The sequence below is a fragment of the Amycolatopsis sp. NBRC 101858 genome (assembly GCF_030269325.1).
Taxonomy (GTDB): domain Bacteria; phylum Actinomycetota; class Actinomycetes; order Mycobacteriales; family Pseudonocardiaceae; genus Amycolatopsis; species Amycolatopsis ponsaeliensis.
The window spans coordinates 1,681,943-1,707,401 of the sequence record NZ_BSTD01000002.1; the positions used below are offsets into that span (position 1 = coordinate 1,681,943).

General features: G+C 72.6%; 25 protein-coding genes and 1 pseudogene. 8 read left to right on the forward strand and 18 right to left on the reverse strand.

The annotated features are described in order from the left end of the window. Nucleotides 1-162: 162 nt before the first annotated feature. On the forward strand, nt 163-1,176 hold the full coding sequence (gene gap, locus QSK39_RS20770) for a type I glyceraldehyde-3-phosphate dehydrogenase (protein WP_285479417.1): 1,014 nt from the start codon (nt 163-165) through the stop codon (nt 1,174-1,176). A gap of 92 nt (nt 1,177-1,268) precedes the next feature. Beyond that, complete coding sequence (locus QSK39_RS20775) at nt 1,269-1,505, forward strand: PLD nuclease N-terminal domain-containing protein (RefSeq protein ID WP_285479418.1); 237 nt, start codon at nt 1,269-1,271, stop codon at nt 1,503-1,505. On the opposite strand, the gene QSK39_RS53025 is transcribed toward QSK39_RS20775, so the two are convergent. Beyond that, on the reverse strand, nt 1,460-1,657 hold the full coding sequence (locus QSK39_RS53025; protein ID WP_353051061.1) for a universal stress protein: 198 nt from the start codon (nt 1,655-1,657) through the stop codon (nt 1,460-1,462). The two genes, QSK39_RS20775 and QSK39_RS53025, sit on opposite strands and share 46 nt — an antisense overlap. Nucleotides 1,658-1,769: 112 nt before the next feature. Beyond that, nucleotides 1,770-2,300 (reverse strand): annotated as a pseudogene (locus QSK39_RS53030) (universal stress protein); the annotation flags it as partial. 209 nt (nt 2,301-2,509) lie between these two features. On the opposite strand from QSK39_RS53030, the gene QSK39_RS20785 reads away from it, so the two are divergent. Both QSK39_RS20785 and QSK39_RS20790 read left to right on the forward strand, forming a co-directional pair. Continuing rightward, nucleotides 2,510-3,106: a DoxX family membrane protein gene (locus QSK39_RS20785; protein ID WP_285479419.1), complete on the forward strand. Its 597-nt coding sequence runs from the start codon at nt 2,510-2,512 to the stop codon at nt 3,104-3,106. A gap of 73 nt (nt 3,107-3,179) precedes the next feature. After that, entirely contained in the window at nt 3,180-4,217 is a 1,038-nt protein-coding gene (locus QSK39_RS20790; protein ID WP_285479420.1) for a zinc-dependent alcohol dehydrogenase family protein, read from the forward strand. Nucleotides 4,218-4,274: 57 nt separating this feature from the next. On the opposite strand, the gene QSK39_RS20795 is transcribed toward QSK39_RS20790, so the two are convergent. Genes QSK39_RS20795 through QSK39_RS20805 form a run of 3 tightly spaced genes read right to left on the reverse strand, consistent with a single transcriptional unit; the run spans nt 4,275 to nt 6,120 of the window. Continuing rightward, on the reverse strand, nt 4,275-4,973 hold the full coding sequence (locus QSK39_RS20795) for a CBS domain-containing protein (RefSeq protein WP_285479421.1): 699 nt from the start codon (nt 4,971-4,973) through the stop codon (nt 4,275-4,277). Nucleotides 4,974-4,984: 11 nt separating this feature from the next. Continuing rightward, complete coding sequence (locus QSK39_RS20800) at nt 4,985-5,497, reverse strand: universal stress protein (RefSeq protein WP_285479422.1); 513 nt, start codon at nt 5,495-5,497, stop codon at nt 4,985-4,987. A 23-nt stretch (nt 5,498-5,520) separates the two neighbouring features. Continuing rightward, a complete protein-coding gene (locus tag QSK39_RS20805) occupies nt 5,521-6,120 on the reverse strand; it encodes an Rv1733c family protein (RefSeq protein ID WP_285479423.1) in 600 nt (199 codons plus the stop codon). A 184-nt stretch (nt 6,121-6,304) separates the two neighbouring features. Here QSK39_RS20805 and QSK39_RS20810 point away from each other — a divergent pair, with 184 nt between their 5' ends. Then, nucleotides 6,305-6,700 carry a CBS domain-containing protein gene (locus QSK39_RS20810; RefSeq protein ID WP_285479424.1) on the forward strand — a complete coding sequence of 132 codons (396 nt, stop codon included), beginning with the start codon at nt 6,305-6,307 and terminating at the stop codon, nt 6,698-6,700. Between the two features lie 4 nt (nt 6,701-6,704). Here QSK39_RS20810 and QSK39_RS20815 read toward each other — a convergent pair whose 3' ends face one another. After that, a complete protein-coding gene (locus QSK39_RS20815) occupies nt 6,705-7,691 on the reverse strand; it encodes an Acg family FMN-binding oxidoreductase (protein WP_285479425.1) in 987 nt (328 codons plus the stop codon). A gap of 176 nt (nt 7,692-7,867) precedes the next feature. Between QSK39_RS20815 and QSK39_RS20820 the strand changes: the two genes are divergently transcribed. Next, nucleotides 7,868-8,380 (forward strand): DinB family protein, encoded by a 513-nt coding sequence (locus QSK39_RS20820; RefSeq protein WP_285479426.1) that lies wholly within the window; start codon nt 7,868-7,870, stop codon nt 8,378-8,380. Nucleotides 8,381-8,384: 4 nt separating this feature from the next. Here QSK39_RS20820 and QSK39_RS20825 read toward each other — a convergent pair whose 3' ends face one another. The 5 genes from QSK39_RS20825 to QSK39_RS20845 are packed head-to-tail and all read right to left on the reverse strand — an operon-like array spanning nt 8,385 to nt 15,503. Further along, nucleotides 8,385-9,785 (reverse strand): MBL fold metallo-hydrolase, encoded by a 1,401-nt coding sequence (locus tag QSK39_RS20825; RefSeq protein WP_285479427.1) that lies wholly within the window; start codon nt 9,783-9,785, stop codon nt 8,385-8,387. An 18-nt stretch (nt 9,786-9,803) separates the two neighbouring features. Continuing rightward, complete coding sequence (locus tag QSK39_RS20830) at nt 9,804-11,396, reverse strand: ABC transporter permease (protein WP_285479428.1); 1,593 nt, start codon at nt 11,394-11,396, stop codon at nt 9,804-9,806. Continuing rightward, nucleotides 11,393-12,301 (reverse strand): ABC transporter ATP-binding protein, encoded by a 909-nt coding sequence (locus QSK39_RS20835; RefSeq protein ID WP_285479429.1) that lies wholly within the window; start codon nt 12,299-12,301, stop codon nt 11,393-11,395. The genes QSK39_RS20830 and QSK39_RS20835 overlap by 4 nt, the downstream gene beginning before the upstream one ends. Next, nucleotides 12,298-14,544 carry a phosphoenolpyruvate synthase gene (gene ppsA, locus QSK39_RS20840; protein ID WP_285479430.1) on the reverse strand — a complete coding sequence of 749 codons (2,247 nt, stop codon included), beginning with the start codon at nt 14,542-14,544 and terminating at the stop codon, nt 12,298-12,300. The genes QSK39_RS20835 and ppsA overlap by 4 nt, the downstream gene beginning before the upstream one ends. Continuing rightward, nucleotides 14,541-15,503 carry an Acg family FMN-binding oxidoreductase gene (locus QSK39_RS20845; protein ID WP_285479431.1) on the reverse strand — a complete coding sequence of 321 codons (963 nt, stop codon included), beginning with the start codon at nt 15,501-15,503 and terminating at the stop codon, nt 14,541-14,543. The genes ppsA and QSK39_RS20845 overlap by 4 nt, the downstream gene beginning before the upstream one ends. A 173-nt stretch (nt 15,504-15,676) precedes the next feature. On the opposite strand from QSK39_RS20845, the gene QSK39_RS20850 reads away from it, so the two are divergent. Continuing rightward, entirely contained in the window at nt 15,677-16,126 is a 450-nt protein-coding gene (locus tag QSK39_RS20850; RefSeq protein ID WP_285479432.1) for a universal stress protein, read from the forward strand. Between the two features lie 27 nt (nt 16,127-16,153). On the opposite strand, the gene QSK39_RS20855 is transcribed toward QSK39_RS20850, so the two are convergent. The 7 genes from QSK39_RS20855 to QSK39_RS20885 form a co-directional block, all read right to left on the reverse strand. Continuing rightward, nucleotides 16,154-16,975: a DUF3800 domain-containing protein gene (locus QSK39_RS20855; protein WP_285479433.1), complete on the reverse strand. Its 822-nt coding sequence runs from the start codon at nt 16,973-16,975 to the stop codon at nt 16,154-16,156. A gap of 91 nt (nt 16,976-17,066) precedes the next feature. Further along, a complete protein-coding gene (locus tag QSK39_RS20860; RefSeq protein ID WP_285479434.1) occupies nt 17,067-19,679 on the reverse strand; it encodes a cation-translocating P-type ATPase in 2,613 nt (870 codons plus the stop codon). Between the two features lie 5 nt (nt 19,680-19,684). Beyond that, on the reverse strand, nt 19,685-20,407 hold the full coding sequence (locus QSK39_RS20865) for a hypothetical protein (RefSeq protein WP_285479435.1): 723 nt from the start codon (nt 20,405-20,407) through the stop codon (nt 19,685-19,687). Then, nucleotides 20,404-20,799, reverse strand: coding sequence for a hypothetical protein (locus tag QSK39_RS20870; RefSeq protein ID WP_285479436.1), 396 nt, complete (start codon nt 20,797-20,799; stop codon nt 20,404-20,406). Before QSK39_RS20870 ends, QSK39_RS20865 begins: the two co-directional genes overlap by 4 nt. A 3-nt stretch (nt 20,800-20,802) precedes the next feature. Continuing rightward, complete coding sequence (locus tag QSK39_RS20875) at nt 20,803-21,888, reverse strand: acetate/propionate family kinase (RefSeq protein WP_285479437.1); 1,086 nt, start codon at nt 21,886-21,888, stop codon at nt 20,803-20,805. A gap of 15 nt (nt 21,889-21,903) precedes the next feature. Continuing rightward, on the reverse strand, nt 21,904-24,534 hold the full coding sequence (locus tag QSK39_RS20880; protein WP_285479438.1) for a bifunctional acetate--CoA ligase family protein/GNAT family N-acetyltransferase: 2,631 nt from the start codon (nt 24,532-24,534) through the stop codon (nt 21,904-21,906). A gap of 68 nt (nt 24,535-24,602) precedes the next feature. After that, complete coding sequence (locus tag QSK39_RS20885; RefSeq protein WP_285479439.1) at nt 24,603-25,010, reverse strand: Hsp20/alpha crystallin family protein; 408 nt, start codon at nt 25,008-25,010, stop codon at nt 24,603-24,605. 190 nt (nt 25,011-25,200) lie between these two features. Here QSK39_RS20885 and QSK39_RS20890 point away from each other — a divergent pair, with 190 nt between their 5' ends. Then, nucleotides 25,201-25,455: a dsRBD fold-containing protein gene (locus QSK39_RS20890; RefSeq protein WP_285479440.1), complete on the forward strand. Its 255-nt coding sequence runs from the start codon at nt 25,201-25,203 to the stop codon at nt 25,453-25,455. Nucleotides 25,456-25,459: the final 4 nt, after the last annotated feature.

Sequence of the window (25,459 nt, forward strand, 5' to 3'; positions counted from 1 at the left end):
TCGCACCACCATCACCATTCCCCTTTCCGCCTGCCAGCCAACGCCTTCCGGCCGGCGGGCGAAGCTGCCGTTCTGCCCGACCTGCGAGGACCAAGGGCCCTACGAGCAGGAACCGCGCGTGCCGAACCATCGGGAAGACGCGAAGCAGACAGGGAGAAGCAGATGACGGTACGGCTCGGGATCAACGGCTTCGGCAGGATCGGGCGCGACATCCTGCGGTGCGTGCTGGAAACGCCCGACAGCCCGATCGAAGTGGTCGCGGTCAACGACATCACGTCGCCGGAGATGCTGGCGCACCTGCTCGCCTACGACTCCACCTACGGGCGCTTGCGCCTGCCGGTCGAGGTCGTCGACGGCGAGGCGCTGCGCGTCGGTGACCACCTCATCCAGGTGACCTCCACCGCAGACCCCGCGCAGCTGCCGTGGGGCGAGTACGGCGCCGATGTCGTCGTGGAGTCCACCGGCAAGTTCCGCACCCGCGAAGCCGCCGGGGTGCACCTGGCCGCGGGCGCCAGGAAGGTCGTCATCTCCGCGCCCGGCAAAGACGTCGACGCGACCATCGTGCTCGGGGTCAACGACGGCGACTACGACCCCGCGAAGCACCACATCGTCTCGAACGCCTCGTGCACCACCAACTGCGTCGCGCCGATGGTCAAGGTGCTGCACTCCGCGTTCGGCATCCGGCGCGGGCTGCTCACCACGATCCACAGCTACACCGGCGATCAGGCGCTGCTGGACCGCCCGCACAAGGACCCGCGTCGCGCCCGCTCGGCGGCGGTGAACGTGGTCCCGACCAGCACCGGTGCGGCGAAGGCGATCGGCCTGGTGCTCCCGGCGCTGGCCGGCAAGCTCGACGGCGTCGCCGTGCGCGTGCCGGTCGAGGACGGGTCGCTGACCGACCTGACCGTCGAGCTCGAGCGCCCGGTGACCGCGGAGCAGGTCAACCACGCGTTCGCCGAGGCGTCCGACGGCGACCTCAAGGGCATCCTGCGCTACACCGAGGCCCCGGTGGTGTCCCGCGACATCATCGGCGACCCGGCGTCGTGCGTGTTCGACGCGCAGCTGACGAAGGCCGATTCGCACCTGGCGAAGGTGTTCGGCTGGTACGACAACGAGTGGGGCTACGCGACCCGCACGGTCGAGCTGGTGGAGCTGATCGGACGGTCGCTCGGCTGAGCGCGGCCTCGGGTGCCCGCCGGTGAGGCAGCCCGGCGGGCACTCGTCCCCAGCACGCCGACGAGGAGACGTCCGGACGGAAGAAGAACGCCATGGGACAACGGAAGCGGTGGCGCGACGTGACCACCGGGCAACGGCGGCGGATCCGCGCCGCGGCGGGCGTGCAGTTCCTGCTCGCCGCGGCGGCGTGGGGCGACCTCGCCCACCGACCGTCCGCGCAGGTTCGCGGCCCGAAATGGGCGTGGGCACTGGTGATCGCCGTGAACTTCGTCGGACCGGTGGCCTACTTCGCCTGGGGCCGCGCGACCAGCACCGGGCAGAGCGCGTAGGACATCAGCGCCCGGCTAGTCGACCCGAGGGCCAGGCCGCTGAACCCACCCCGGCCGCGGCTGCCCGCGACCAGCAGCTGTGCCCGGTCGGCGAAGTCGAGCAGCCGCTCGGCCGGCCGCCCCGCGACCACCTCCCCGGTCGACGCCGACATCCGGGAACTTCTCCTGCCAGCCGGCCAGCCGCTGGGCGAGCAGCTCGTGCCCGTACTGCTCGCCCTCACCCCACCAACCGTCGCTGCGGCAGTGCACCGCGATCAGCCTCGCATCCCGCCAGGACGCCTCCTCGAACGCGGTCGCGATGGCCTCCTCGCTCGCCGGGCTGCCGTCCACGCCGACCACCACCGGTCCTTCGGTGGGCGGTTCGTCCTCACCGGCGTGCGGGCGGACCAGGACCACCGGACAGTGCGCGTGCGCGGCGAGCGCCACCGTGACCGACCCGAGCAGGATCCGGCCCAGCGGCCGCAGCCCCGGCGTGCCCAGCACGAGCATCGCCGCGTCACCGGATTCGGCGACCAGGGCGTCCGCCGGCTGTTCGGACCGCAGCACCATCTTCACGCGGACATCCGGTACGGCGGCTCGGGCCTCGGCCAGCAAGGTCCGGCTCTGCCCCGTGGCCGCTTCCAGCAGCTGCGCGTACATCGGATCGGCCCGCGGGTAGGGCGCGGGCAGTCCCGGCAGGGCGCGGACCAGCCGCAGGCCGAAGTTCCGTTCCCGTGCGATGCGCGCGGCCCAGCGGACCACCGTGAGTGCTCCGGCCGAGCCGTCGACGCCGACCACGAGTTCCGTGCCGCTCATCCGATTCCCCTTTCACCACCGGGAAGTCAACCGGCCGAAGCCGCCGAGGGCGCGAGGCTTCGGCCCTCGCCCGGGAGGACTTCGGTCCCTTCCGGGTGGTCCCCGGCAACCGGCACCCAATGGCCTCCCGGCCGGTGACCTTCGGCCCCAGAAACCCCCGGGGCACCGGAAGAAACTGACCGCAGCACCGAAAGAACGGAGGTTTCCCCATGTCCATCCGACCGGATGAGAAGAACACCACCTCGGGTCACCGGGTCACCGAACCCAAGCCGGTCCCCGACTTCGTCGCCGGCCCCACGCTCGCCGGGAAGTCCCTGGCCGTCCTGCGGGTCGTCACCGGGTTCGTCTTCCTGTGGGCGTTCCTGGACAAGCTGTTCGGCCTGGGTTACGCGACCCCGGCGAAGGGCGCCTGGATCAGCGGCGGATCGCCGACCAAGGGCTTCCTGAGCAGCGTGCACGTCGGCCCGTTCGAGTCGATGTTCCACTCCTGGGCCGGCACCTGGTGGGCCGACTGGCTGTTCATGCTCGGCCTGGGCGCCATCGGCATCGCCGTGATCGCCGGGATCGGGCTGCGGCTGAGTGCGGTCGCCGGCTCGCTGATGATGCTCATGATGTGGGCCGCCGAATGGCCGTTCGCGCAGAGCATGAGCACCGGTGAGGCGACGCACTCCACCAACCCGATCATCGACTACCACATCATCTACGCGCTGATCCTCATCGTGCTGGCCGCCGCGGCCGCCGGCAACACGTGGGGACTCGGCCGCCGCTGGGCGGACGCCGTCGGCGACCGCAAGTGGCTGCGCTGAACGCGATCCGCTCCAAGGGCGCCCGCCGACCGGCGGGCGCCCTTTCGGCTGTCCCGGCAACGAAGGAGAAGAAATGAAGGCACTCGTGTACGACGGCCCCGGCCGGCGCAGCTGGACCGACCACGCCGAGCCCGAGCTCGCCGCCCCGACCGACGCGATCGTCCGGGTCGACGCGGTCACCATCTGCGGCACCGACCTGCACATCCTCAAGGGCGACGTCCCCGAGGTCGAGCGCGGCCGGATCCTCGGCCACGAAGCGGTCGGCACGATCGTCGAGACCGGGTCCGCGGTGACCGCTGTCAAAGCGGGCGACAAGGTGCTGGTGTCCTGCATCTCCGCCTGCGGGCGGTGCGAGTACTGCCGGACCGCGGCCTACGGGCAGTGCCTCGGCGGCGGGGGCTGGATCCTCGGCCACACCACCGACGGCGTCCAGGCTGAGTACGCGCGCGTCCCGTTCGCCGACACTTCGACGTACGTGCTGCCGTCCGGCGTGAGCGACGAGTCCGCGCTGATGCTGGCCGACATCGTGCCGACGTCCTACGAGGTCGGTGTCCGCAACGGCGGCGTCAAGCCGGGCGACACCGTGGTGATCGTCGGAGCCGGGCCGATCGGGCTGGCCGCGATCACCAACGCCCAGCTGTTCTCCCCCAGCACGATCGTCGTGGTCGACAAGGAGCCCGCGCGGCTCGACGCGTCGAAGGCGTTCGGCGCGGACCTGATGGTGTCGCCGGAGGACGCCGTGGCCGCGGTGACCGAGCTGAGCGGCGGGCTCGGCGCGGACGTCGCGATCGAGGCGGTCGGTGTGCCGGAGACCTTCGAGCTGTGCGCGAAGCTGGTCCGCCCGGGTGGGCACGTCGCGAACGTCGGCGTCCACGGTGCTCCGGCGACGCTGCACCTCGAGGACCTGTGGATCAAGAACGTCACGATCACGACCGGGCTGGTCGACACGTCCAGCACGCCGATGCTGCTGCGGATGCTCGCGGCCGGCCGCCTGGACACGAGCCGGTTCGTCACGCACCGGTTCGGGCTCGACGAGATGGACGAGGCGTACGACGTCTTCGCCCACCCGCAGGACAGCAACGCCTTGAAGGTCGCCCTGTTCCGCAGCTGAGCCCACGACGAAGGGGCCACCGTCCGGTTCGGACGGTGGCCCTTTCGAGGTGGCGCGTCAGTTGTGCGGCTTGTGCGAACTCAGCACGCCGACCTCGCCCGGCGGCATCGGCGACACACCGCGGTCGTCGAAGTGGGCCCGCAGGGTCTGCCGCACCTCGACCACCCCGTCGACCCGGCGGACCAGCGCCACGATGACCGGGATCATGCTCTCCCGCTCGACTGTCCCGTTGAGCGTGACGATGCCGTTGTGCACCGCGACGTACAGGGCGGAGGGATCCAGGGCCATGTCGCGCAGCAGCACCTCGTCCCGGACCTCGTCGCGGATTTCGCGGTCCGTGCGCAGGAACACCCTTAGCAGGTCCGAACGGGACACGACGCCGGCGAGCTTGCCCTCGTCGTCCACCACCGGCAGGCGGTGGAAGTGGTGCTGCTCCAGCAGCTTCGCGGCGACAGCGACGTCGTCGCCGGTCCGGACCGTGATCGCGGGCTTGGTCATCAGGTCGGCGGTGAACGCGGCACCGGCCTTCCGCTTGGCCTGCCTCGAACCGGGCGTGAGCAGGCCGTGCGGGGCCTCGTGTTCGAGCAGGTCGCCCTGCGACACGACCCCGAGCACGTGGCCGTCCTCGTCCACCACCGGCGCCCCGCTGATGTTCCACGAGGCCAGCAGGACCGCGACGGCCTTGAACGGCGTGTCCGGCCCGACGGTGGCGACGTCGGTCGTCATGACCGAACCCACTTTCCGGCGACTGGGCATCTTGATCTCCTTCACAGCAGCGGTCCCGGGTAGTAGGTGCCCGCGGGCTCCGGCGTCGCCGCCGTCTCCTTCTCGGGCTCGGGAACCGTGCGCGCCGGGATGACCACCACGGGGCAGCTCGCCTCCCGCAGGCAGTGCTCGGCGACCGAGCCGACGAGCAGCTTCAGCAGCCGGCCGCGCCCGTGGCTGCCGAGTACGAGCATCGCCGCGGTCTTCGACGCCTCTTCCAGCGCCACCGTGGCCGAGTGCTCGGCCAGCTCGGCCCGGATGGCGACACCCGGGTGCTCGGCCCGCACTTCGCCGACGACCTCGTCGAGCTGCCGCCGTTCCCGGTCCGCGACCGTCTCCGGGGTACCGGCGACCGCCGCGCCGAGGTCGTAGACCGGTTCGAACGTCCACGCGCGCAGCGCGACGACGCGACGACCGCTTTCCGCGGCTTCCGCCGCCGCCCAGCGCAGGGCGGCCACGCTGACCGCCGAATGGTCGACACCGACGACGATGTCTCCCTGGTTTGCCGTGGTCATTTCGGTTTCACCTTCTCCTTGTCTCAAGAGTGGGTTTTGCGATCAAGTTCGTGGAACCACTCGTGCTGCCACCGCGCGTAACGGAAGCGGTCGAGGGAGAACACGGTGAGCCGGTAGCCGGCCGCCAGCAACGCCAGCGTGGCGAGCCACAGGCCGAGCCCGACGCCGACCGCGTCGATGACGACGGCGGCACCGCTGAGCGGCGGCTCCACCACGGAGCCGTCCCGGTCCACCCAGACGGCCAGTGTTTCCCCCTTGACGGTGCCCTGGTCGGCGACGACCTTGCCGACCCGGCGGGTTCCGTCCGGGAGCGTCCAGGTCGCGTCGGTGGGCTCGCCGCTGCCGGCGACGCCGGCACGGGAGTTCACCGTGATGGCCGGCCCGTCGACGAGCAGGGTCGCGATCACCCGCGTGCGCTCCCCCAGCTGCTGCGCGGACGTGACTTGCTGCCGCACATACGTTTCCGACCCGAAGCTGGCGGCGACCGGCAGCGCGGCGAGCGCGAACAGCACGAAGAAGGCCAGCAGACCGCCTTGGAGGCGATCCGACGGCCGCGCCACCGAACCGCGGCGCGGGAGGATCGTGCGCCACTTCCGCGCGATCGGGTTCGACGACGTGCTCATGGTTCCTGCCCTCTCCGGTCGGCAATCCTTTCCCCTCAAGGATCATCGGAACCACCGCCCGGGCGAAGAGGCCTTGGACCCCGGCCTCGGGCCCGTCGTCGGACAGCCCGGGGACTTAGGACCCTGTGCCGGCCGGGACAAGCCCGGGATCGTCGGAGATCCCGACGGAAACGGAGCCCCGGCCATGCGCGCACGCGACATCATGACCACCCCGACGTTCGCCCTGACCCCGTCGGCAACGCTCGACGAAGCCGCGAAGGTGATGACCGAGCGCGGGTTCACGACGATGCCGGTGGTCGACGCGGACGGGCGGCTGCTCGGCCTCCTGTCCGAAGTGGACATCCTCCGCGCGCCGGAGCCGACCGGCGACCCGGACACCGGCGTGATGCTGGACAGCCGGCCTCGCACCGCGGGGGCGGTCATGCGCACGTCCGGCCTGGCTGTCGCGGCGGACACCGCTGTGCACGAGCTGGCGCGGCGGATGACCGACGCCGGGGTGCGCTCGGCGCCGGTCGTCGAAGACGGGCACGTGGTCGGCATGGTCACCTTCCAGGACGTGCTGCGCGCGCAGCACGCCTGAGGCGTCAGCTCGCCGGGACGTCCCGCGCGGTCCGGTGGGTGAGCACGTCCTTCACCGGACGGCGGGCGGTGAGCCGGGTCGGGTAGCCGTACCCGATGCGCAGCAGGGTGTGCGGCTGCCCGAGTCCGGCGAAGAGCCGGTCGAGCGACTCCCGCGTCCGCGGGGTTTCGAACGGCTGGGACAGGAACGACGTCGCCAGGCCTTCGGCGGTCGCGGTGAGCAGCACGCGCTGCATCGCCATGCCCGCCCGGACTTCGGCGTGCGGTCCGCGGTCGCGGGTCAGCACGGCGCCGAGCAGCGGCTCCCGCTCGTATTCCCGTTCCGGTAGTTCACGGTTCTCGTGCGACCCGCGCAACGACACGATGCCGGGGCTGTGCGGTGGCGGTCCGGACGCGATCTTCGGGACGCCGTCGGGGCTGTCGGAGTCGCGGTGGGTCCAGAACGCGGCCTCCGCTTTGAAGGCGTGGTCGTCGGCCTGCAGGGCTTCGGCCTGCCGGACCAGCGACGCGACCGGCGTGTAGCGGCCCGACGCGTCGAGGTACTCGACCTGCCCGCCCTCGCGCAGCGCCGCGGACTTCAGCGCGGTCCGCGCGACGACCGGCACTTCCTTGTCCAGCAGCGGACGGCGGTTGGTGTGCCGGCGGAACACGGCGTCGGCCAGCTTGCGTTCGGCCGCGGAGGCCTTCTCGTTGCCGTCGAGCCGGATCACCGCGACCAGGTCCGGCTCGTCCGGATCCGGCAGCAGCCGCACGACCGCGGCGAGCCCGTTGGCGCGCAGGCAGATCTGCAGGTTGAAGGCGGCCGCGCCGCAGGCGAGCCGCGCCTCCCGCCCGTGCGGGTCGGCGACGGCGAGCACGCGCTCGCGGTCCAGCCACACCTCGATCACCTCGTGCTCGACGACGAACCGCCACGGCTGGGTGTTGTGCGGCGAAGGCGCGCGCACGGCCGAAGCGAGGGCCTGGTCGAACACGCTGGGCAGGGGACGGCTCATCGTCGGGCTCCGCTTCCTGGGGTGACGGACCCGTCCAGCATCATCGCGACCGGCCCACCGCGACGACGGCCGCGCGTCACGTCTCGCAGGGACCAAAGGCCCTCCGGGAGTCCCACGCTGAGACTGGCTTCAGACACTCCGTGGGATGCTGAGACCGGCGTGAGCGGGAGTGGGCCATGGACCGGCAGGCAGTGCACGACCAGTGGGAGCGCGACCGCGCCACCCTCCACGAGCTCGCGGCCTCGGCCACGCCCGCGGACCTGCACCGGCGGTCACGGGGAACCCGATGGACCAACGGGCAGCTGCTCTTCCACCTCGTGTTCGGCTACCAGATCGTGCGCGCGCTGCTGGTGCTGGTGCGCCTCTTCGGCCGCCTGCCGGACCCGGTGAGCCGTGCGTTCGCCGCCGTTCTCGACGCCGCCACCCGCCCCTTCCACGTCGTCAACTACCTCGGGTCGTGCGGCGGCGGCCTGCTCGGCCCGCGCCGCGCGGCCGCGTGGCTGGACCGCATCATCGCGTCGCTGCACCGCAGCCTCGACCGGGCCACCGAAGCCGACCTCGGACGCCGGATGCACTACCCGGTCCGGTGGGACCCGTTCTTCGCCCCCTCGATGACGACGGCCGACATCTACCGCTACCCGGCCCGGCACTTCGAGCACCACCTGCGGCAGCTCACCCTCGACCGGTAGCGGTTCAGCACAGCACCTGCTCACCGTCCTCCGGAACCACCGCGCACCAGCCGTTCTCCGCGTGCAGCGCCTTCGCCAGCGCGGGTGCGCCCGCTCCGGCCACGACGAACGCCGTCTCCGGAGCCGGTGTCGCGTTCGCCCATTCGAGGGTCTCTGCCGGACCGGCGAACTCGCCGGTCTCGCCCAGCGCCGTCACCTCCGCCCGGACCGGGACGTACCGCCCGTGGATCTTCAGCTGCCGGGTCCCTTCGGCGAGCCGGGCCGCGCGCGTTCCCGGCGCGGGGTGTCCCAGCAGGACGACGCCGGCGCGCGGATCCGGTAGCAGGGCTTCCAGGTGCCGCAGCACCCGGCCGGAGTCCGCGGTCTCGAGCCCGGCCACGATGATCGACGGCCGGTCCGGAACCCGCTCGGCGAGGCTGTCGGGCACGCCCACCCGGCCGTCGCGGCGCAGTTCCGGCCACCGCTCGGCGGCCGCCTGACGGTGGACGTCGAGCGCCGCCGAGCCGGCCGGGCTGTCCAGCACGACCGGCAGCCGGGGGATCTCGCCGGCGGCCACGAGGTCACGCACCATCGTCAGCAACACCGCGACGCCGCCGGACGCAGGGACGACGACATCCCCGCCTCGCCGGACCGCGCGGTGCACCGCCGCGGCGAACCGGCCGGTCAGGTGGCCCTCGCCGGCCGGGCGCGGTGCCGCGAGCACGAGGACGTCGGAGCGCGGCCGCGGGTCCGGCGAGCGCAGCAACGGATGACCGGCGGCGCCGAGCGGGCCCGCGAAGACGACCGAACGGCCACCGCTACGAACCCGCACCCAGGCCGCCCCGAGCCGCCCGCCCGCGCGGCCGAACTCGAACTCGGCGCCCTCCAGCCGCCGGAGACTGCCGAACTCGACCGGTCGCACGAGTGCGACGGCCGGGGCGACGTCGTCCGGCCGGAACGGTGGCAGGGCAGGGCCGAACGGGCTCCGATCGGCGTCCTCCGCGAACTGCTCCGCGGCGTCGGCCAACGTGATCGGGAGCAGCGCGGCAGTGCCCGGCGTCGCGAACACCGGCCCGTGCCAGCCTTCGGCGACCAGCTGCGGCAGGAACCCCGCGTCGCCGAGCCCGGCGCCCGCCAGGATCACCGCGTCGGCCGCGTGCAGCTCGCCGGGGCACGGCGAGAAGTTGCGGCGCCACAACGCATCCGGCCCGGCGAACAATCCGCAGCCGACCACGACCCTGGTGCCTGGCGTCTCGAGGAGGAACCGGGCACAGCCGTCCCCGCCGAGGAAAGTCAGCACCGGGTCGGGGTGCACCGCCGTCCGGTGGCCGGTCACGTGGAGCCCGCCCGGCCACGAGCTGGTGCGGTAGCGCGCGGACGCTCGGCGGGCGGCGCTGAGCGAAGCGGCGCGAGTGCCTTCGGGCATCGGTTCGTCCCTTCCAGATCAGCCGGCGATGTCCCGCCGGCGGAACCCCACAACGCCGGCCACGACCAGCACCGCCCCGAGCGCGGTGAGCCAAAGCAACGGCGTCGCGTGCACCGCCACGCCCGGGAGCTTCGGCGAGTGCGTGAACGGCGACAGGTCGAGCACCCACTGGTCGAGCTTCAGCAGCGCGCCGAACTCCCCGAGCAGCAGGAACGTCACCAAGGCGGCCCAGGCCGCGGTCAGCGCGCGGCCGAACAGCCCGAACACGACGGTCGCGATCCCGGTCAGCACCCAGACCGCGGGCAGCTGCGCCGAAGCCGCGCCGACCAGCCGGGCCACTTCGGGTCCGACCCGGCCGAGGTGCGCGCCGTTGGTCAGCCCGGCCGCCAGGCCGAGCGCGGTCAACAAGACCGCCGGCGCCGCGACCGCGAAGACGAGATAGCCGCCCAGCAGCCGGCGCCGGTCCACCGCGCCGGCCAGCAGCGGCTCGATCCGCAGCGCCCGCTCTTCGGCGCGCAGCCGGGCCAGCACCGCGATCACGTAGGCCGAGGTGATCACGCCGCCCATCGCCAGCTCCGCCGCGAGGAACGCGTCGGAGATCCCCTTCTCACCGCCCAGAGCAGTGATCATGGCCTGCGCCTGGGAGTTCGTCAGCATGGAGCCGACGTTGCCGGCGAGGCTGCCGCACACCAGCCCGAGCAGCACGTACGCACTCGTCCAGACGGTCAGGCTCCCGCGGTTCAGCCGCCAAGCCAGGCCCCATGCGCTCCGCAGCGACCGCCCCGCCCCGGCCGGGCCCGGACGGTCGGGCAGCAGACCCGCGTCGAGATCGCGGACGCGGGCCAGCGTGACCGCGACCCAGCCGAGCACCACAGCCGTGCCGAGCGGGAGCCCGAGCACCCACCAGACGTCTCCCGCGAACGGCCGGACTTCCTCGCTCCAGCCGATCGGCGACGCCCAAGAGAGCCACCCCGGACCGGACGAGTCGCCGACCGCGCGCAGGAAGTACGCGATGACCAGGGCGAGCACAGCCAGTCCCGAAGCCGACCGCGTGCTCTTCGTCAGCTGAGCCGTCACCGCGGCGACGGCACCGAAGACCAGCCCCGCTCCCGACCAGCAGAGCCCGAAGGCCAGCGAGCCGGGAGCCGGCAGCCCGGTCGCGAGCAGCGCCGCGGCGGTGGCCAGGCCGAGCACGACGCTCGCTCCCGCCGTCACGGCCAGCGCCGCGGCCAGCCCGGCGTACCGGCCCACCACCGCGGAACCAAGCAGCTCACGGCGCCCGGCCTCCTCCTCGGCCCGGGTGTGCCGGACGGCGGTGAAGATCATCACCAGGCCGACCAGCGCGGCCCCGAACGCGGTCAGCTTGAACACCGACGTCGCGCCGAGGGTCGGCTCGGGCACCGGACCGTACAGCGCCCGCAGCGACGGGACGGCGTTGATGCTGTCCGCCGCCGCGTGCAGATCGGCCGCGGTCGGGTAGACCGCCATCGTCGCGGCCGCCGCGGACGCAGCCGTCGCCGCGAACACGACGATCCAGACCGGCAGCCGGATCCGGTCGCGCCGCAGCGCGAACCGGATCAGCTCGCCGGTGCCGGTCAGAGTGCCGCTCATGCCGGCACCGCCTCCGGGGCGGCTTCGGCACGGTAGTGCCGGAGGAACAGCTCTTCGAGTGTCGGCGGCCGGCTGACCAGGCTGTGCACGCCACCGCGACCGAGTGCGGCGAGCACCGGCGACAGCGCGGCCGTGTCGACGGTCAGCCGGACCTCGGCGCCGTCCACGGCGACGTCGTGCACCCCGGGCAGCTCCGCGAGGCCGTCCGGCGAGCCGGACAGCCGGGCGGTGATCGTCGTGCGGGTGAGGTGACGCAGGTCGTCGAGGCTCCCGGAGTCCACCAGCCGGCCACCGCGGATGATGCTCACCCGGTCGCACAGGGCCTCCGCCTCGGACAGGATGTGGCTGGACAGCAGGATTGTGCGGCCGCGCTCGCGTTCCTCGCGGACGCACTCGCGGAAGACCTCCTCCATCAGCGGGTCGAGCCCGCTGGTCGGCTCGTCGAGCAGCAGCAGTTCGACGTCCGACGCGAGCGCCGCGACGACGGCGACCTTCTGCCGGTTGCCCTTCGAGTACGCGCGGCCCTTGACCCGCGGGTCGAGCTCGAAGCGGTCCAGGTACCGCCGGCGACGAGCCGGGTCCAGCCCGCCGCGCAGCCGGCCGAGCAGGTCGATGACCTCGCCACCGGTCAGGTTCGGCCACAGCGAGACCTCGCCCGGCACGTACGCGAGCCGCCGGTGCAGCGCGACGGCGTCGTGCCAGGGATCGCCGCCGAGCAACCGCATCTCTCCGGCGTCGGCGCGCAGCAGGCCCAGCAACAGCCGCAGCGTGGTGGTCTTCCCGGCCCCGTTCGGGCCGAGGAAACCGTGCACCTCACCGGTTGCCACGGTCAGGTCCAGGCCGTCGAGGGCGCGCGTGTGCCCGAAGGACTTCCGCAGGCCGCGGATCTCGATCGCCGGGCTCATCGGGTGGCCTCCAGCAGGATGCGGCGCTCGGCCGACGCGATCGCCGCGCGGGCGGTGCCGATGACGTCCGGGTTGACCGAGATCGAGGTGATCCCGAAGCGCACCAGGTGCTCGGCGAAGCCGGGTTTGGTGGACGGCGCCTGGCCACACAGCGACGAAGTGATGTTGCGGTGCCGGGCGATGCGGACGATCTTCTCGATGGCGTCGAGCACCGCCGGGTCGGCTTCATCGAACAGCTCGGCGCACACTCCGGAGTCGCGGTCGACGCCCAGCATCAGCTGGGTGAGGTCGTTGCTGCCGATCGAGACGCCGTCGATGCCCATCCCGGCGTACTCGCCCAGCCAGTGCACGACCGAGGGCACCTCGGCCATGACCCAGCGGTGCAGCCCGCGCTGGCGGCCCAGCGGGCTCGCGTCGACCAGTTCGAGGCACTCCTCCAGCTCCCACTTGGTGCGGACGAACGGGATCATCAGGTGCAGGTTCGGGGTCTGCTCGCGCACGCGGGCGAGGGTCTCCAGCTCGAGGGCGAACAGGTCGCGCTCGCGCACGTACCGGTAGCAGCCGCGGTACCCGATCATGGGGTTGCTCTCGACCGGCTCGAACTGCTCGCCGCCGGCCAGGCCGCGGAACTCGTTGGTCCGCAGGTCGGTCGCCCGGTAGACGACCGGCCGGGTGCCGAACGGCTTGGTGATCTTCAGCAGCGACTCGGCCATCTTGTCCACGAACGACCGTTCTTCGCCCTTGGCGAGCAGGTCGCGCGGGTGGCGGCCGCCGAGTGCCTCGGTCAGGAGGAACTCCGCCCGCAGCAGGCCGACGCCGTCGACCGCCTGCGCGGCGACCTCGTCGGCGTGTTCGGGCATGGCGAGGTTGACGTACAGCTTGGTGCCGATGGCTTCCGGCGCCACCGGGGCGGCGACGGGTGCGGTGCGGGCGGCCTCGTGCTTCGTCGCGCCGGCCCGGACCTCGCCCTGGGTGCCGTCGACGGTGACCAGGCTGCGGTCGACCAGGACGCGGGTGGCGCCGCCGGTGCCGACCACGCACGGGACGCCCAGCTCGCGCGCGACGACGGCCGCGTGGCAGGTCATCCCGCCGCCGTCGGTGACCACCGCGGCCGCCCGGCGGATGGCGGGCACCCAGTCCGGGTTGGTCATCGGCGCGACCAGGATCTCGCCGTCGCGCAGGTGTTTCGCCTCGACCGGGTCGTGCAGCACGCGCACCGCGCCGCTGCCCTCGCCGGGCGACGCGCCGAGCCCGGTCACCAGCGCCGCCGAGGCGCTCGCCGGGGCGAGCGGGGGCAGCGTGGTGATCGGCCGGGACTGGACGAGGAAGATCTCGTGGTCGGCAATCGCGAACTCGATGTCCTGCGGGACGCCGTAGTGCTCCTCGACGCGCGTGGCCATGCGGGCCAGTTCGAGCACGGCGGTCTCGCTGAGCACACGGCGGCCGCCCGCGGGCTCGGGCAGCTGGATGGTGACGTCGCCGCCGGACTCGTCGGCGACGATCTTGTGCGTCTGCCTGCCGATCCGCACCGACAGGATCAGCAGGTCCTGCTTCCCGACGACGTAGGTGTCGGGCTCGACCGCGCCGCTGACGATCGCTTCGCCCTGGCCGAAGACGCCTTCGATCACCACGCGGTCCCGGTCGCCGGTGCGCGGGTCGGCGGTGAAGATGACCCCCGATCGCTCCGAGCGGATCATGCGCTGGACGACGACGGCGATCGCCGGCTCGCCGGTGAACCCGCGGCTGGCCCGGTAGCTGACGACGCGCGGGCTGAACAACGACGTCCAGCAGTCGACGACGTGCTCGGCGACGGCGTGGTCGCCCCAGATGTTGGTGTAGGTGGCGTTCATCCCGGCGAAGGACGCTTCGGCGCCGTCTTCCCCGGTGGCCGAGGACCGGATGGCGACCGGCGTCGACGCGCCGAGCTGGTGGTAGGCCTGGGCGATCTCCTCCTGCAGGTCACCGGTCAGCCCGGCTTCCCTCACGAGGTCGCGGATGCGGTCGCACTGCGCGGCCAGGAACGTCGCGTCGTCCACATTGGCCAGCGCCTTGGCGTGCAGGTCGGCCACCTCAGCGCGCACGCCCGCCTTCTCGAGCGCGGCCCAGTAGCCGTCACGGGAGATGACGAAGCCGCCCGGTACGGGGAAGCCCGCCGCGATGAGCTCGCCGAGGTTGGCGCCCTTGCCGCCGACGGACTCGTCGTCGGTGAGCCGGATCTCGGCCAGGGTGCGTACGTAGGTCATCGGGGTCCTCCTGGGGGTGGGAACAGCTCGCCGAGCGGAAGCCGTGGTGAGGGTGCCGCCGGGACGGCGGGGTAGCCGAAGCGCAGGATCGCCTGGGGGCAGCCGGGGAGCGCCAGCTCCGAGACGAGCCGCGCCCGGAAGCCGGTGAGGTGCAGCGGTTGCGTGAGCACCGAGCCGGCCAGCGCCTTCGCCGTCGCGGTGAGCCAGGCTCGCTGCAGTGCCGCGCCGGCGGCGAGGCGGTCGGCGCGGGTGTCGCCGTCCGTGCAGACGACCAGCAGGTGCTCCGCGGCCAGCCGGTCGGCGAGCACGACGTCGTCCGGTACCGGGGTCTCCTCGCGGACGAGCCCCGCCACCGGCAGGGCGTCGCGGGTCAGCGCGTCCTCGGGGACGCCGTCGCCGATCGCGCTCCAGCCGTGGGTGTGCGCGGTCCAGACTTCGAGCTCGCGCTGGTAGCCGCGGTCTTCGCGGAGCACGCGCGTGGCGAAGCCGAGCAGCTCGGCCAGCCGGTCGAGGTGCCCGGGCGTGACGACGTGCACGCCGGTCGCCTCCCCCGCGACCGCCACGGCGGCGCGGACCGCCGGGGGAACCGGGCTGGGGTAGAAGGGGTGCCGATAGCTGCGGCGACGCGGGATGGCTTTGTACAGCGCGAATTCCCGGGCCGGCGTGGCGTGCGGGCGGCCGATCGTGACGGTGGCCGCGACGTCGTCGCCGTATTCGACGTGGCAGTCCCGGCCCAGTGCCCGGACCGCCAGCTCGAGATTGGTCACCGCGGCACCGCAGGAGAGCAGCCGATCCCGGCCGAACGGGTCGTGCCGGCGCAGCTCGACGTCGCGGCGCTCGAGGAGGTCCACCTCGGTCCCGCGGACGAGCAGCTGCCAGGGCTGGCTGTTGTGCACCGAAGGCGCCCGGCTCACGGCCCGGGCGAGGACGCCGATCTGGCCGGACGTCAGTGCGGTCATCGCGGTCACTCCTCTTCGCGGAGGCCGGACGCTCCGCCGCTCGTCATGGTCGCCGCGCTCGTGGTCCGGGCACCGGAGCACAAAGTCCCTCGGTCCGGCGGAATTCGTCCCCTACCGAAGACTCCGGCTCCCGCCGCACGATCGGCGTAACCCCGAGGAGAAAGAAGGAAGCCATGACCATCGGACGTGCGATCGTCGTCGGCACAGACGGCTCTCCCCGCGGTGACGCGGCACTGAGGTGGGCCTTCGAGATCGGCGCGCACGCCGGCGACACGGTCCGCGCGATCCTGGTCCGCCCCCGCGACACCCTGCTGCCGGGCACGTCGTTCACGATCCAGCCGCACGGGCGGGTGCCGGAGGTGGGCTATTCGCTCGACGAGCACATCGCGGGCCTGGGCATCGAAACGGCGGCTTCGGTGGAAACCCGGACGGTGCACGGAGACCCGGCGACCGAGCTGGTGACGGCGTCGGCGGACGCGGACCTGCTGGTGCTCGGAACCCACCGGGGAGGCGCGATGGCGGACCTGGTGCTGGGCAGCGTGGGACGCGAGTGCGTGCGGTTTTCGCGGTGCCCGGTCGTGGTCATCACCCCGGAAGCGGTGCACCGCCTGGCTCCGGCTTGATCTTTGAGGCTCGATCGCCGGGGTTTCTCACGCCGCAGGAATCCCGGCGTTCGCGTGGTAGTCCCAACCCGGGTGCGGAAGGTTGTACTCACAGCCCTGGTTCCAGCGGGTCGTGTCTCCGCACAAATGCCAGTACAGGTTCGCCAGGTCCGGCGGCCACAAGGTGATCCCCGTTCCGCCCACCCGCCCGTACTTGTCGCGCGATGCGATGTGCAGGAGCCGGGGCAGGAGGCTCGTGGCATAGGGGCTTCCGGCGACGGCGCCAACCGTGACACCCGCGACCAGGTCGGCGAGCTGCAGCTGGGGAACGTGGTGCGACGGCGCCATGAGAATCGGCATCACAACCTGAGTGGGCGCGTTGTACTTGGTTCCCTGAGTCGTGAGCGGAAGCGTCTCGGCAAGCCAGGCATGCTGCTCCGCGGAGTTTCCTCCAGGCTCGTCGGCGACGACGATTCCACGCCCTGGTGGGTCCTGGCTCTTCAGGAAATTGGACACCTTGTCATAGAGAAATCCCAGCACCGTGGCGCGCACCTGCGGGACCTCCCACTCCACCCGGCCACGGTCCCAAACGACCGAAACCGAGCGTGCTCCCGCCTCGACCGCCGCGTCGATCATCCTGCGTTGCAGCTCTGCGCGAATCGCGCGCCCTTCGTCGGTCTTGAACCAGCTGCCGCCTTTGGGGCTCCACTTGATCTCGGCTGTCGGAGGCACCTTGAGCTCCTCCCGGGCGGCCTTGATCCGGTTGCTGTAGAGCGCCACGGTGTCCTCGGGAAACAGCACCGCACCGAGGCCGATCAGGTGACCGAGTCCTGGTCGGCTGGGATTCAGTTGTTCGGAGTCGTCCGTCAAGACCAACCACATCGGACACCACCACCTCATGGGAATCAGTCGTGTCACCTGTGAGTCGCTTGCGGGCGTGATTTTGCAACAAATCGGGCATTCACTTGCGCGTGGCCCACCGGAACAGCTCGTCCGCACCCCAGACCAGCACGGGCATCGGCAGCAGCATCGCCACCACCCAAGCCGGCAACGCCGCCGTCCCGAACAGGTGCTGCAATGGCGGCAGATAGATCAACGCCGCCGCGAACACCAACTCGAACGCGATCCCACCCAGCAGCAACCGGTTCGTCGTCAAGCCCACCGACTTCAACGACACCCGCTCCGTCCGGGCCGCGAACGCCGTGCCCACCTGGCAGAACACGATCGCCGCGAAGCTCGCCGTCGTCGCCTGCAGGTACGCCGTGTGCAACGCTCCCGTCGACACGTCCGCTCCCGGGTGCCAGCCCGCCGCGTACAGCACCGCGAAGTACGCCCCCAGCACCAGCACGCCCGACAGCAGGCCCATGATCCCCCATGCCCGCAACAACATCCGGCCGGTGACCACGCCCTCCGAACGCCGGCGTGGACGACGCGACATCAGGCCCGGCTCGGCGGGCTCACGGCCCAGCGCCAATGCCGGCAGCGTCTCCGTGCCCAGGTCGATCGCCAGGATCTGCAGCACCGTCAGCGGCAGCGGGATCATCCCGCCCGACACCGCGAACAGCAGGAACGGCAGCACCTCCGGCACCGCGTGCGCGAAGATGTAGAGCACGAACTTCCGGACGTTGTCGAAGACCCGGCGGCCCTCCCGCACCCCGGCGACGATCGTCGCGAAGTTGTCGTCCGTCAGCACGACCGTCGCCGCTTCCTTCGCGACGTCCGTGCCGCCCACGCCCATCGCCACGCCGATGTCGGCCCGGCGCAACGCCGGCGCGTCGTTGACGCCGTCGCCGGTCATCGCCACCACTTCGCCGCAGTCGCGCAACGCGTCCGCGATGCGCAGCTTGTCCTCCGGCGCGGCGCGGGAGAACACCACCTCGCCGTCGGCGGTCAGCGCGTCGTCGAGCGCCGGCTCCGGCATGCGGGCCAGGTCCTCGCCGCTGATCACCCGGTCGGCGCCGATCCCGACGCGGCGGGCGATCTCGGCCGCGGTCAGGCCGTTGTCGCCGGTCACCACGTGGACCTTGATCCCCGCCGAGTGGCAGTCCGCCACGGCCGCGGCGACCTCGGGGCGGGGCGGGTCGACCAGGCCCACCAAACCGAGCAGGCGCAGGTCCGTCTCCGCTTCCTCCCGGTCCGCCGGCACCGACGGCACCGGACGGCCGGCGACGGCCAGCACGCGCAACGCCCGGCCGGCCATCTCGTCGACGAGCGCCATGAGCCGCGCCCGCTCTTCGACCGGCAGCGCACACCGCGGCAAGACCTGCTCCGGCGCGCCCTTCGTCGAGACGTACAGCTCGTCCCCGGCGATATCCACAGTGGACATTCTCTTCAAGCGGGGATCGAACGGGTACAGCGCCTTCCGGTGAGCGTCCCGAGTGGACAGATCGACACCGTGGGATTCCGCGTAGCGCAGCAACGCCAGCTCCGTCGGATCGCCGCTCGCCCCACCGAGGTCCGCGGTGCTGCACCGGGCCAGCGCCGCGACCAGCGGTTCCGGCTCGCCGACCGGCTGGATTTCTTCGACGCGCATCTCGTTCCGGGTCAGCGTCCCGGTCTTGTCGGTGCAGATCACCGTCGTGGACCCCAGGGTCTCGACCGCCGACAGCCGCTTGACCAGCGCGCCCTCCTTCGCCATCGACCGCACTCCCGCGGCCAGGGCGAGCGTGATCGTCGGCAGCAGCCCCTCGGGGACGTTCGCCACCAGCAGGCCGATCGCGAACACGAACGCCGCCGACCACGACAGCCCGGCCAGCCACCCCAGCGGAAGGAACCCGATCCCCACGACGACCGCGACGAGCGCGATCAGCCACGCGACCCGCCGCACCTGCCGTTCGAGCGGGCTCTCTTCACGCCCGACCCGCGCCGAGAGCGACGCGATCCGGCCGATCTCGGTGTGCCGCCCGGTCGCGTGGACGACCGCGTGCGCGGCTCCGGCGACGCACACCGTGCCGCTGAACACGAGCACCGGCGAGTCGAGGGCGCGCGTCGCGTCGTCGTGGGCGTCGGCCATCCGCGTGACCGGCACCGACTCCCCCGTCAGCATCGACGCGTCGACGTCGACCGTGCCGTCGATCAGGCGGGCGTCGGCCGGGACGCGGTTGCCTTCCTCCAGCAGGAGCACGTCGCCGGGCACCAGCTCGGTGGCGGGCACGTGCCACACCTGGCCGTCGCGCAGCACCGGCGCCCGGTCGGGCAGGTACTTCCCCAGTGCCTCGACGGCCTTTTCCGCCTGCTGCTCCTGGACGAACGCGAGCAGGCCGTTGAGCAGGATGACCGCGGCGATGGCGATCGCCAGGTTCGTCGTCCCGGCCACCCAGGCCAGCCCACCCGCGACCCACAGCAGCAGCGCGAGGGGGTGGACCAGCTGCCGCAGCAGGGCGAGTGGCCACCGGTGGCCACCGCGCGACGGCAGTGCGTTCGGGCCGCTCACCTCAAGCCGGCGAGCGGCTTCCCGGGCTGTCAGGCCGGCCGGGGCGGTGCGCAGGTCCCGCAGCAGCCGCGCGACCGGCTCGCGGGCGTCGACCGTCGGTTCCTCCGCGGCGACGGGTTTCGTCCTCAGATGGGTGGTCATCATGCCTACCTTCGCTTCGGGGTGGCGAGGCCGACCAGCAGCAGCGCCTGGGGAATGCCGGGCAGCACTTCGGCGTGCCGGGCCCCCTCGGCCGTGGTCAACAGGGACAGGACGACGCGCTCGGAGGCGAACCCGCGCATGGCCGCGGCCAGCCGGGTCGAGTGGAGTGCAGCACCCGCGAGAACGTGGTGGCGACGACTGTCACCAGGGGTCGTGACGAGCAGCGACGACTGGCCGGTGAGGTCGGCGCCGAGCCGCTTCACCGCCGCGGCCCAGTCGGGCCGGACGATCCGGACGTCGGTGTCCGGCCAGAAGTCCTCGCCCGCGACCGCACCGAGCACGGCAAGGCTCACCGGCCGCAGCGCGGTGCCACGCCCCGGCTCGTCGAGCTTGCGCAGGGCGGCGTACCGCGCCCACTCTCCGCTCGACGGGGCGCGCGAGGCACCGATCCGGACGACTGCGGAGACATCGGGCCGGTCGGGGTCCTGGGGGAAAGCCACGACCGGGTCATGCCCCAGCACCCGCAGCACGGCCCAGACCGTCGACAACGCGGCGCCGCACTCCAGCAGGGCAGCCGTGCCGGCCCGATCGCGCCGGGTGAGCAGCTCGGTCAGCACGACCTCGTCCGGCCGGACCTCGGCGACGCACCGGTTCGGGCCGAGCCGTGCCAGTGCGTCCCCCAGCACCGCCCGGGCCGAGGCGTCCCACCGGAACGCGGGCCGGGTCATCCGCCCGTGGGGACGCCGAGATGCCGCGTGGCGGCCCGGCAGGTGGCCAGCAGGCCGTCGGCGTCGATCACGGTGACCCGGTTCTCCAGGCCCGGGGGCACCTCGGCGCGGACGTCCGGGTCCGGCGAGACCAGCGCGACAGGCACGTGGTCGCGGACCGCGCAGACGACGCCGAACTCGCGCGCGGTCAGCTCGGCTTCCTGGCCGCGGACGTCGACGACCAGGTCGGGCTGGGCGAACGGTTCGTCGAGCGGACACCGGCCCCCGACCGCGAGGGCCCGGCAGAGCCCGGCGCGGCTGTGGCAGCGGCTGACCAGGCAGCCGGCGTCCCGCAGGGGCTGGACGAGGAAGTCGGCGGCACCGAAGGACGCTTCGGTCAGCAGGACGTGCATGGGTCACCTCACGGACACTCGGGCGAGCGCCTCTTCGGCGCCGCGGGCCAGCTCCAGGTCTTCCCGGGGCAGGACGATCAGGGCGGGCACGGGCGAGTCCGCCCCGGTGATGATCCGGTCGACGTCGGTGTGCGGCACGGTCCCGGCCCGCAGGCCGAGCACACCCAGCCCGTCGAGGACGGACGTGATCAGCTCGGGCTGGTGCTCGGCGACGCCGCCGGTGAAGACCACGGCGTCCAGCTGGGACAAGCTCGTCGCCGCCGCACCGATCTCGCGGCGGAGCCGGTGCCGGTAGACGTCGAGCGCGACCCCCGCGTCCTGCTCACCGCGCGCGGCCGCGGCCAGCACCCGGCGCAGGTCGCCGTCGGTGCCGGTCATCCCGGCCAGCCCGGAGCGGTGGAACAGCGCGTCGGCCATCTCCGCCGCGCTCATCGGCGCGGTCTGCATCACGTGCAGCAGCAGGCCGGGATCGACCGAGCCCGATCGCGTCGCCATCATGGCGCCTTCCAGCGGGGTGAACCCCATGCTGGTGTCGACGCCGTGGCCGTCACGGATCGCGGTCACCGACACCCCGGCGCCGACGTGGGCGCACACGATCTGCAGGTCTTCCGGCCGCCGGCCCAGCAGCTCGCCGGTGCGCCGCAGGGCGTACTGGCACGACAGACCGTGGAAACCGTAGCGGCGCAAGCGGTTCTGCGCGGTCCACGCCCGCGGCAGCGGGTAGCGGGCCGCGGCTTCGGGCATCCGGGCGTGGAACGCCGTGTCGAAGCACGCGACCAGCGGAACGTCCGGCAGCAGCCGGCGGACCTCGCGCGTCACCCGCAGCGACAGCGGCTGGTGGTTCGGTGCCAGCGAGGTGAGCCGTTCGAGGTTCGCGAGCAGCGCGTCGTCCACGAGCGCCGGCGTCTTCTGCGAACCGCCGTGGACGAACCGGACCGCGACCGCGCCGACCTCGGACCAGCGGGTGATCGCCCGGGACACCGCGGTGGGATCGGCCAGGTCCCACGCGACCCAGCCGACGCCGGTCCCGGCGTCGACCAGGGACACCTTCATGCTCGACGAGCCCGGGTTCAGGGTCAGCACACGCACGGCTCTCTCCTCGGCTCAGTCGCGCAACGCGCGCAGGAACGGGTCGGTGGCCGGTGCCGGTTCCAGCCGGGCGCGGACGTCGAGGGCCAGGCAGCCTTCGGAGACCACGCGCACCGGGTTCAGGTCCAGCTCGGCCAGCTCCGGCACCAGCTCGGCCAGCCGGCTGACCTTCAGCAGCAGCTCGCGCACGGCGGCGCGGTCGAGCTGCCCGGAGGCCCACAGCGTCTTCGACGCGCGCAGGCCGTCGAGCAGCAGGTCGGCGTCGGCGCCGGTGAGCGGGGCGAGGCGGGCGGCGTGGTCGGCGATCAGGTCGGTGTCGACGCCGCCGAGGCCGAACACGACCAGCGGCCCGAACACCGGGTCCGAGCGCACGCCGACGAGCAGCTCGCGGCCGGGTTCGGCCATCGGCTGAACGGTCACGCCGCGCAGGGCCGAGCCGAACCGGGACCGCAGCGTGCGGAACGCTTCGAGGATCCGGTCGGCGCCGTGGACGTTCAGCAGCACACCGCCGCCGGCGGTCTTGTGCAGCAAGCCGTCGGCGTCGGCCTTCAGCACTACCGGCGAGCCGAGATCGGCGGCCACGGCGTCCATCGAATCGCCGGCTTCGACGTAGTGCGTCTCCACCATCGGGATCTCGGCCAGGTGCAGCAGTTCGACGGAGTCGGCGGGTGGGAGCCAGCCTTCGCGCTCGGCGGCGAACGCCCGCAGGGCGTCCGGATCTGCCAGGGGGGCAAGGGTTTCCGCCGCTTCGGGCCGGTTGAGCCACTGCTCGTAGCGCACGAGCCGGGCCAGCACGGCGGCGGCCGCGGCGGGGTCGTCGTAGCAGGCCGTGACTCCGGTGCCGGGGACCAGCGGGGCGACCCGGGCGCGTTGCCCGGGGCGCACGGCGAAGACGGTCTTGTACTCGGGCGGAAGCACCTCGGCGAGCGCGGAACCCGGGTCGCCGACCGCGGTCGGCACGGTCGCGGCGATCACCGCGTCGACCCCGTCGTCGTCGAGAACCGCGCGCAGGGCGTCGGCGAACACCCGGGGCGCGACGGCCGCGGTCGTGTCGACCGGGTTCCGCACGGCCGCCTCCGCGGGCAGCAGCTTGGCGAGGCGTGCCCGGGTGTCGTCGGACAGGTCCGCCATGACCAGGCCTTCGCGCTCGCAGGCGTCGGCGGCCAGCACCCCGGCCCCGCCGGCGTTGCTGACCACAGCCACCCGTGGGCCGCCGGGCAGGAGCTGCCAGGACAGCCCGGCGATGACGTCGACCAGCTCGGCGACGGTGTCGACGGCGATGACCCCCGCCTGCTCGAACAGTGCGTCCCGGGTGACGGCGGGGGTCGCGGCCGCGGCGGTGTGCGAAGCGGCCGCGCGCTGGGCGGTGTCGCCGCTGCCGGAGCGGACGGCCAGCACCGGCCGGGTGCGCGCCAGCTGCCGCGCGAGCCGGCTGAACTTGCGGGGGTTGCCGAACGATTCGAGGTAGAGCACGGCCAGTTCGGTGCGTGGGTCGGCGGTCCACCACATCAGCAGGTCGTTGCCGCTGACGTCGTACTTGTCGCCGGTGGAGACCAGAGTCGACATGCCGAGACCGAGATCTCCGAGAGACTCCGCGAGCGCGATGCCGACGCCGCCGGACTGGGTGACCACGCCGATGGTGCCGGGTTGCACGGTCGTGCCGAGGAAAGTGAGGTCGTACGGGCACGCCGGGTCGGTCGAGAGAACACCGAGGCAGTTCGGGCCCACCAGCCGCATCCCGTACTCGCGCACCGCCGCGCGAACACGGTCGCCGTGCTCGGTGCCGGTCAGCCCCGAGGAGATGACAACGACCGCCCGGACGCCCCGTTTCCCGCATTCTTCGACCGCCTCGGCCGCGGCCGGTGCGGGCAGGCAGACCACCGCGAGCTCGGGCGTGCGGCTCAGCTTCGCGACGGACGGCACGCTCGGCACGCCGAGGATCACGCGGGCGTGCGGGTTCACCACCTCGACCGGGCCCCGGTAGCCGGAGGCGGCCAGGTTGGCTAGCACCGCGTGCCCCACCGAGCCGGGACGCCGGCCGGCGCCGAGCACGGCGATCGAGGACGGCTTGAGCAGGTGCGCCAGGCTGGCCGCGTCGGCGACCGAGTCACGCTTCAGCACGGCGTCCAGGTAAGCGGGGTCCTCGTCGAGGGTCATCACGACGTCGCGTTCGGGACCGCCGATACTGGCTTCGAAGCCGAGCCCGAGGTCCTTGAAGACGTGGATCACCTTGGCGTTCTCGGCGAGCACCTCGGCGAGGAACCGCTTCAGGCCGGTCTTGCGGGCGTGGGAGACGAGGTGCTCCATCAGCAGGGTCGCGACGCCCTGGGTACGTACCGACGCGTCCACGACGAGCGCGACTTCGGCGTCGGTGGAGTTCTTCAGCACTTCGTAGTTCGCGACGCCGACGAGCTCACCGCGCCGGTAGCAGCCCACGGCGTAGTGGCCGAGGTCGGCTTCGGCGGTCATCCCGGCGGCCAGTCTGTCCAATCCGGACGGTGCGCCGAAGAAGCGGAAGTAGGTGTCCTGCTGGGTGAGCCGGGTGTGCAGGGCGAGCACCTCGGCGGTGTCGGCCGGGTGCAACGGGCGCACGAGCACCACGTCGCCGTCGGTGAGCAGGGCCCGGGAGCCCGCCTCCACACTCATTCGTTCTCCTCGGGACGCGAGGGTGGGCGCGGCCGACCAAGGGACCGCGCCCACCGCGGAGGGGTCACTCAGTCCTTCGTGACCTGGATCTTGACGTGCTTGTCGCGCGGGTGCTCCGAAACCGGCATCGAGATCTCGAGGATGCCGTCGGTGTACGTCGCCTTGACCTTGGCCGGGTCGGCCCCGGCCGGCAGGCTGACCGTGCGGCTGAAGGTGCCGTAGTAGAACTCGCTGCGGCCTTCGGCCTGCTCCTTCGCCGCACGTTCGGCGGAGATGGTCAGCAGCCCGTTGTGCGTGGTCACGGAGATGTGCTTCTCCGGGTCGAAGCCGGGCAGTTCGGCCCGCACGAGGTACTTCCCGTCCTCTGTGGACTCCTCGATCCGGACCGGGTTGTGCTCGGCGAACGGCCAGGGGTTCTCCAGCCACGCGGCGAGGCTCGGCATCGCCAGGCGTGAGCCCGGCACCAAGGCAGTCATCCGTTCCTCCTTCCGTGCGACATCGGGTGTCGCAGGACAAGGAGACCTCGGTCCCGGGGGGCGCCGACGCGGCCGGACTACCCGAACCGCGAGGACCTTCGTCACCGGTCGCCCGCCGGGGACCAATGGCCCTGTGCGGCCGGCGGGGCGGGTGTCAGTCTCGGGGCCCCGGGGGCCGAAGGGAGCGGTCATGCCGAACGGAAGCGAGGACTGGCGTCTCGACGTCACGATGGAGCACGAGCCGCGACGGACCCGGGCCCAGCTCGTCCTGCGGACCCCGGAAGGGCACGAGTTCTCCGGAGTGGGCCTGGCCCACCGTGCCGGTCCGGCCCGGGTGGCCGGCTACCTCGCGCTGGGCCGGGCGATGTCCGACCTGACCGAGGAGCTGCTGGAAGCCGCAATGGTCGAAGCGGAGGTGGAGACCGGCCGGGCGTGGAGCTCCTGACCGC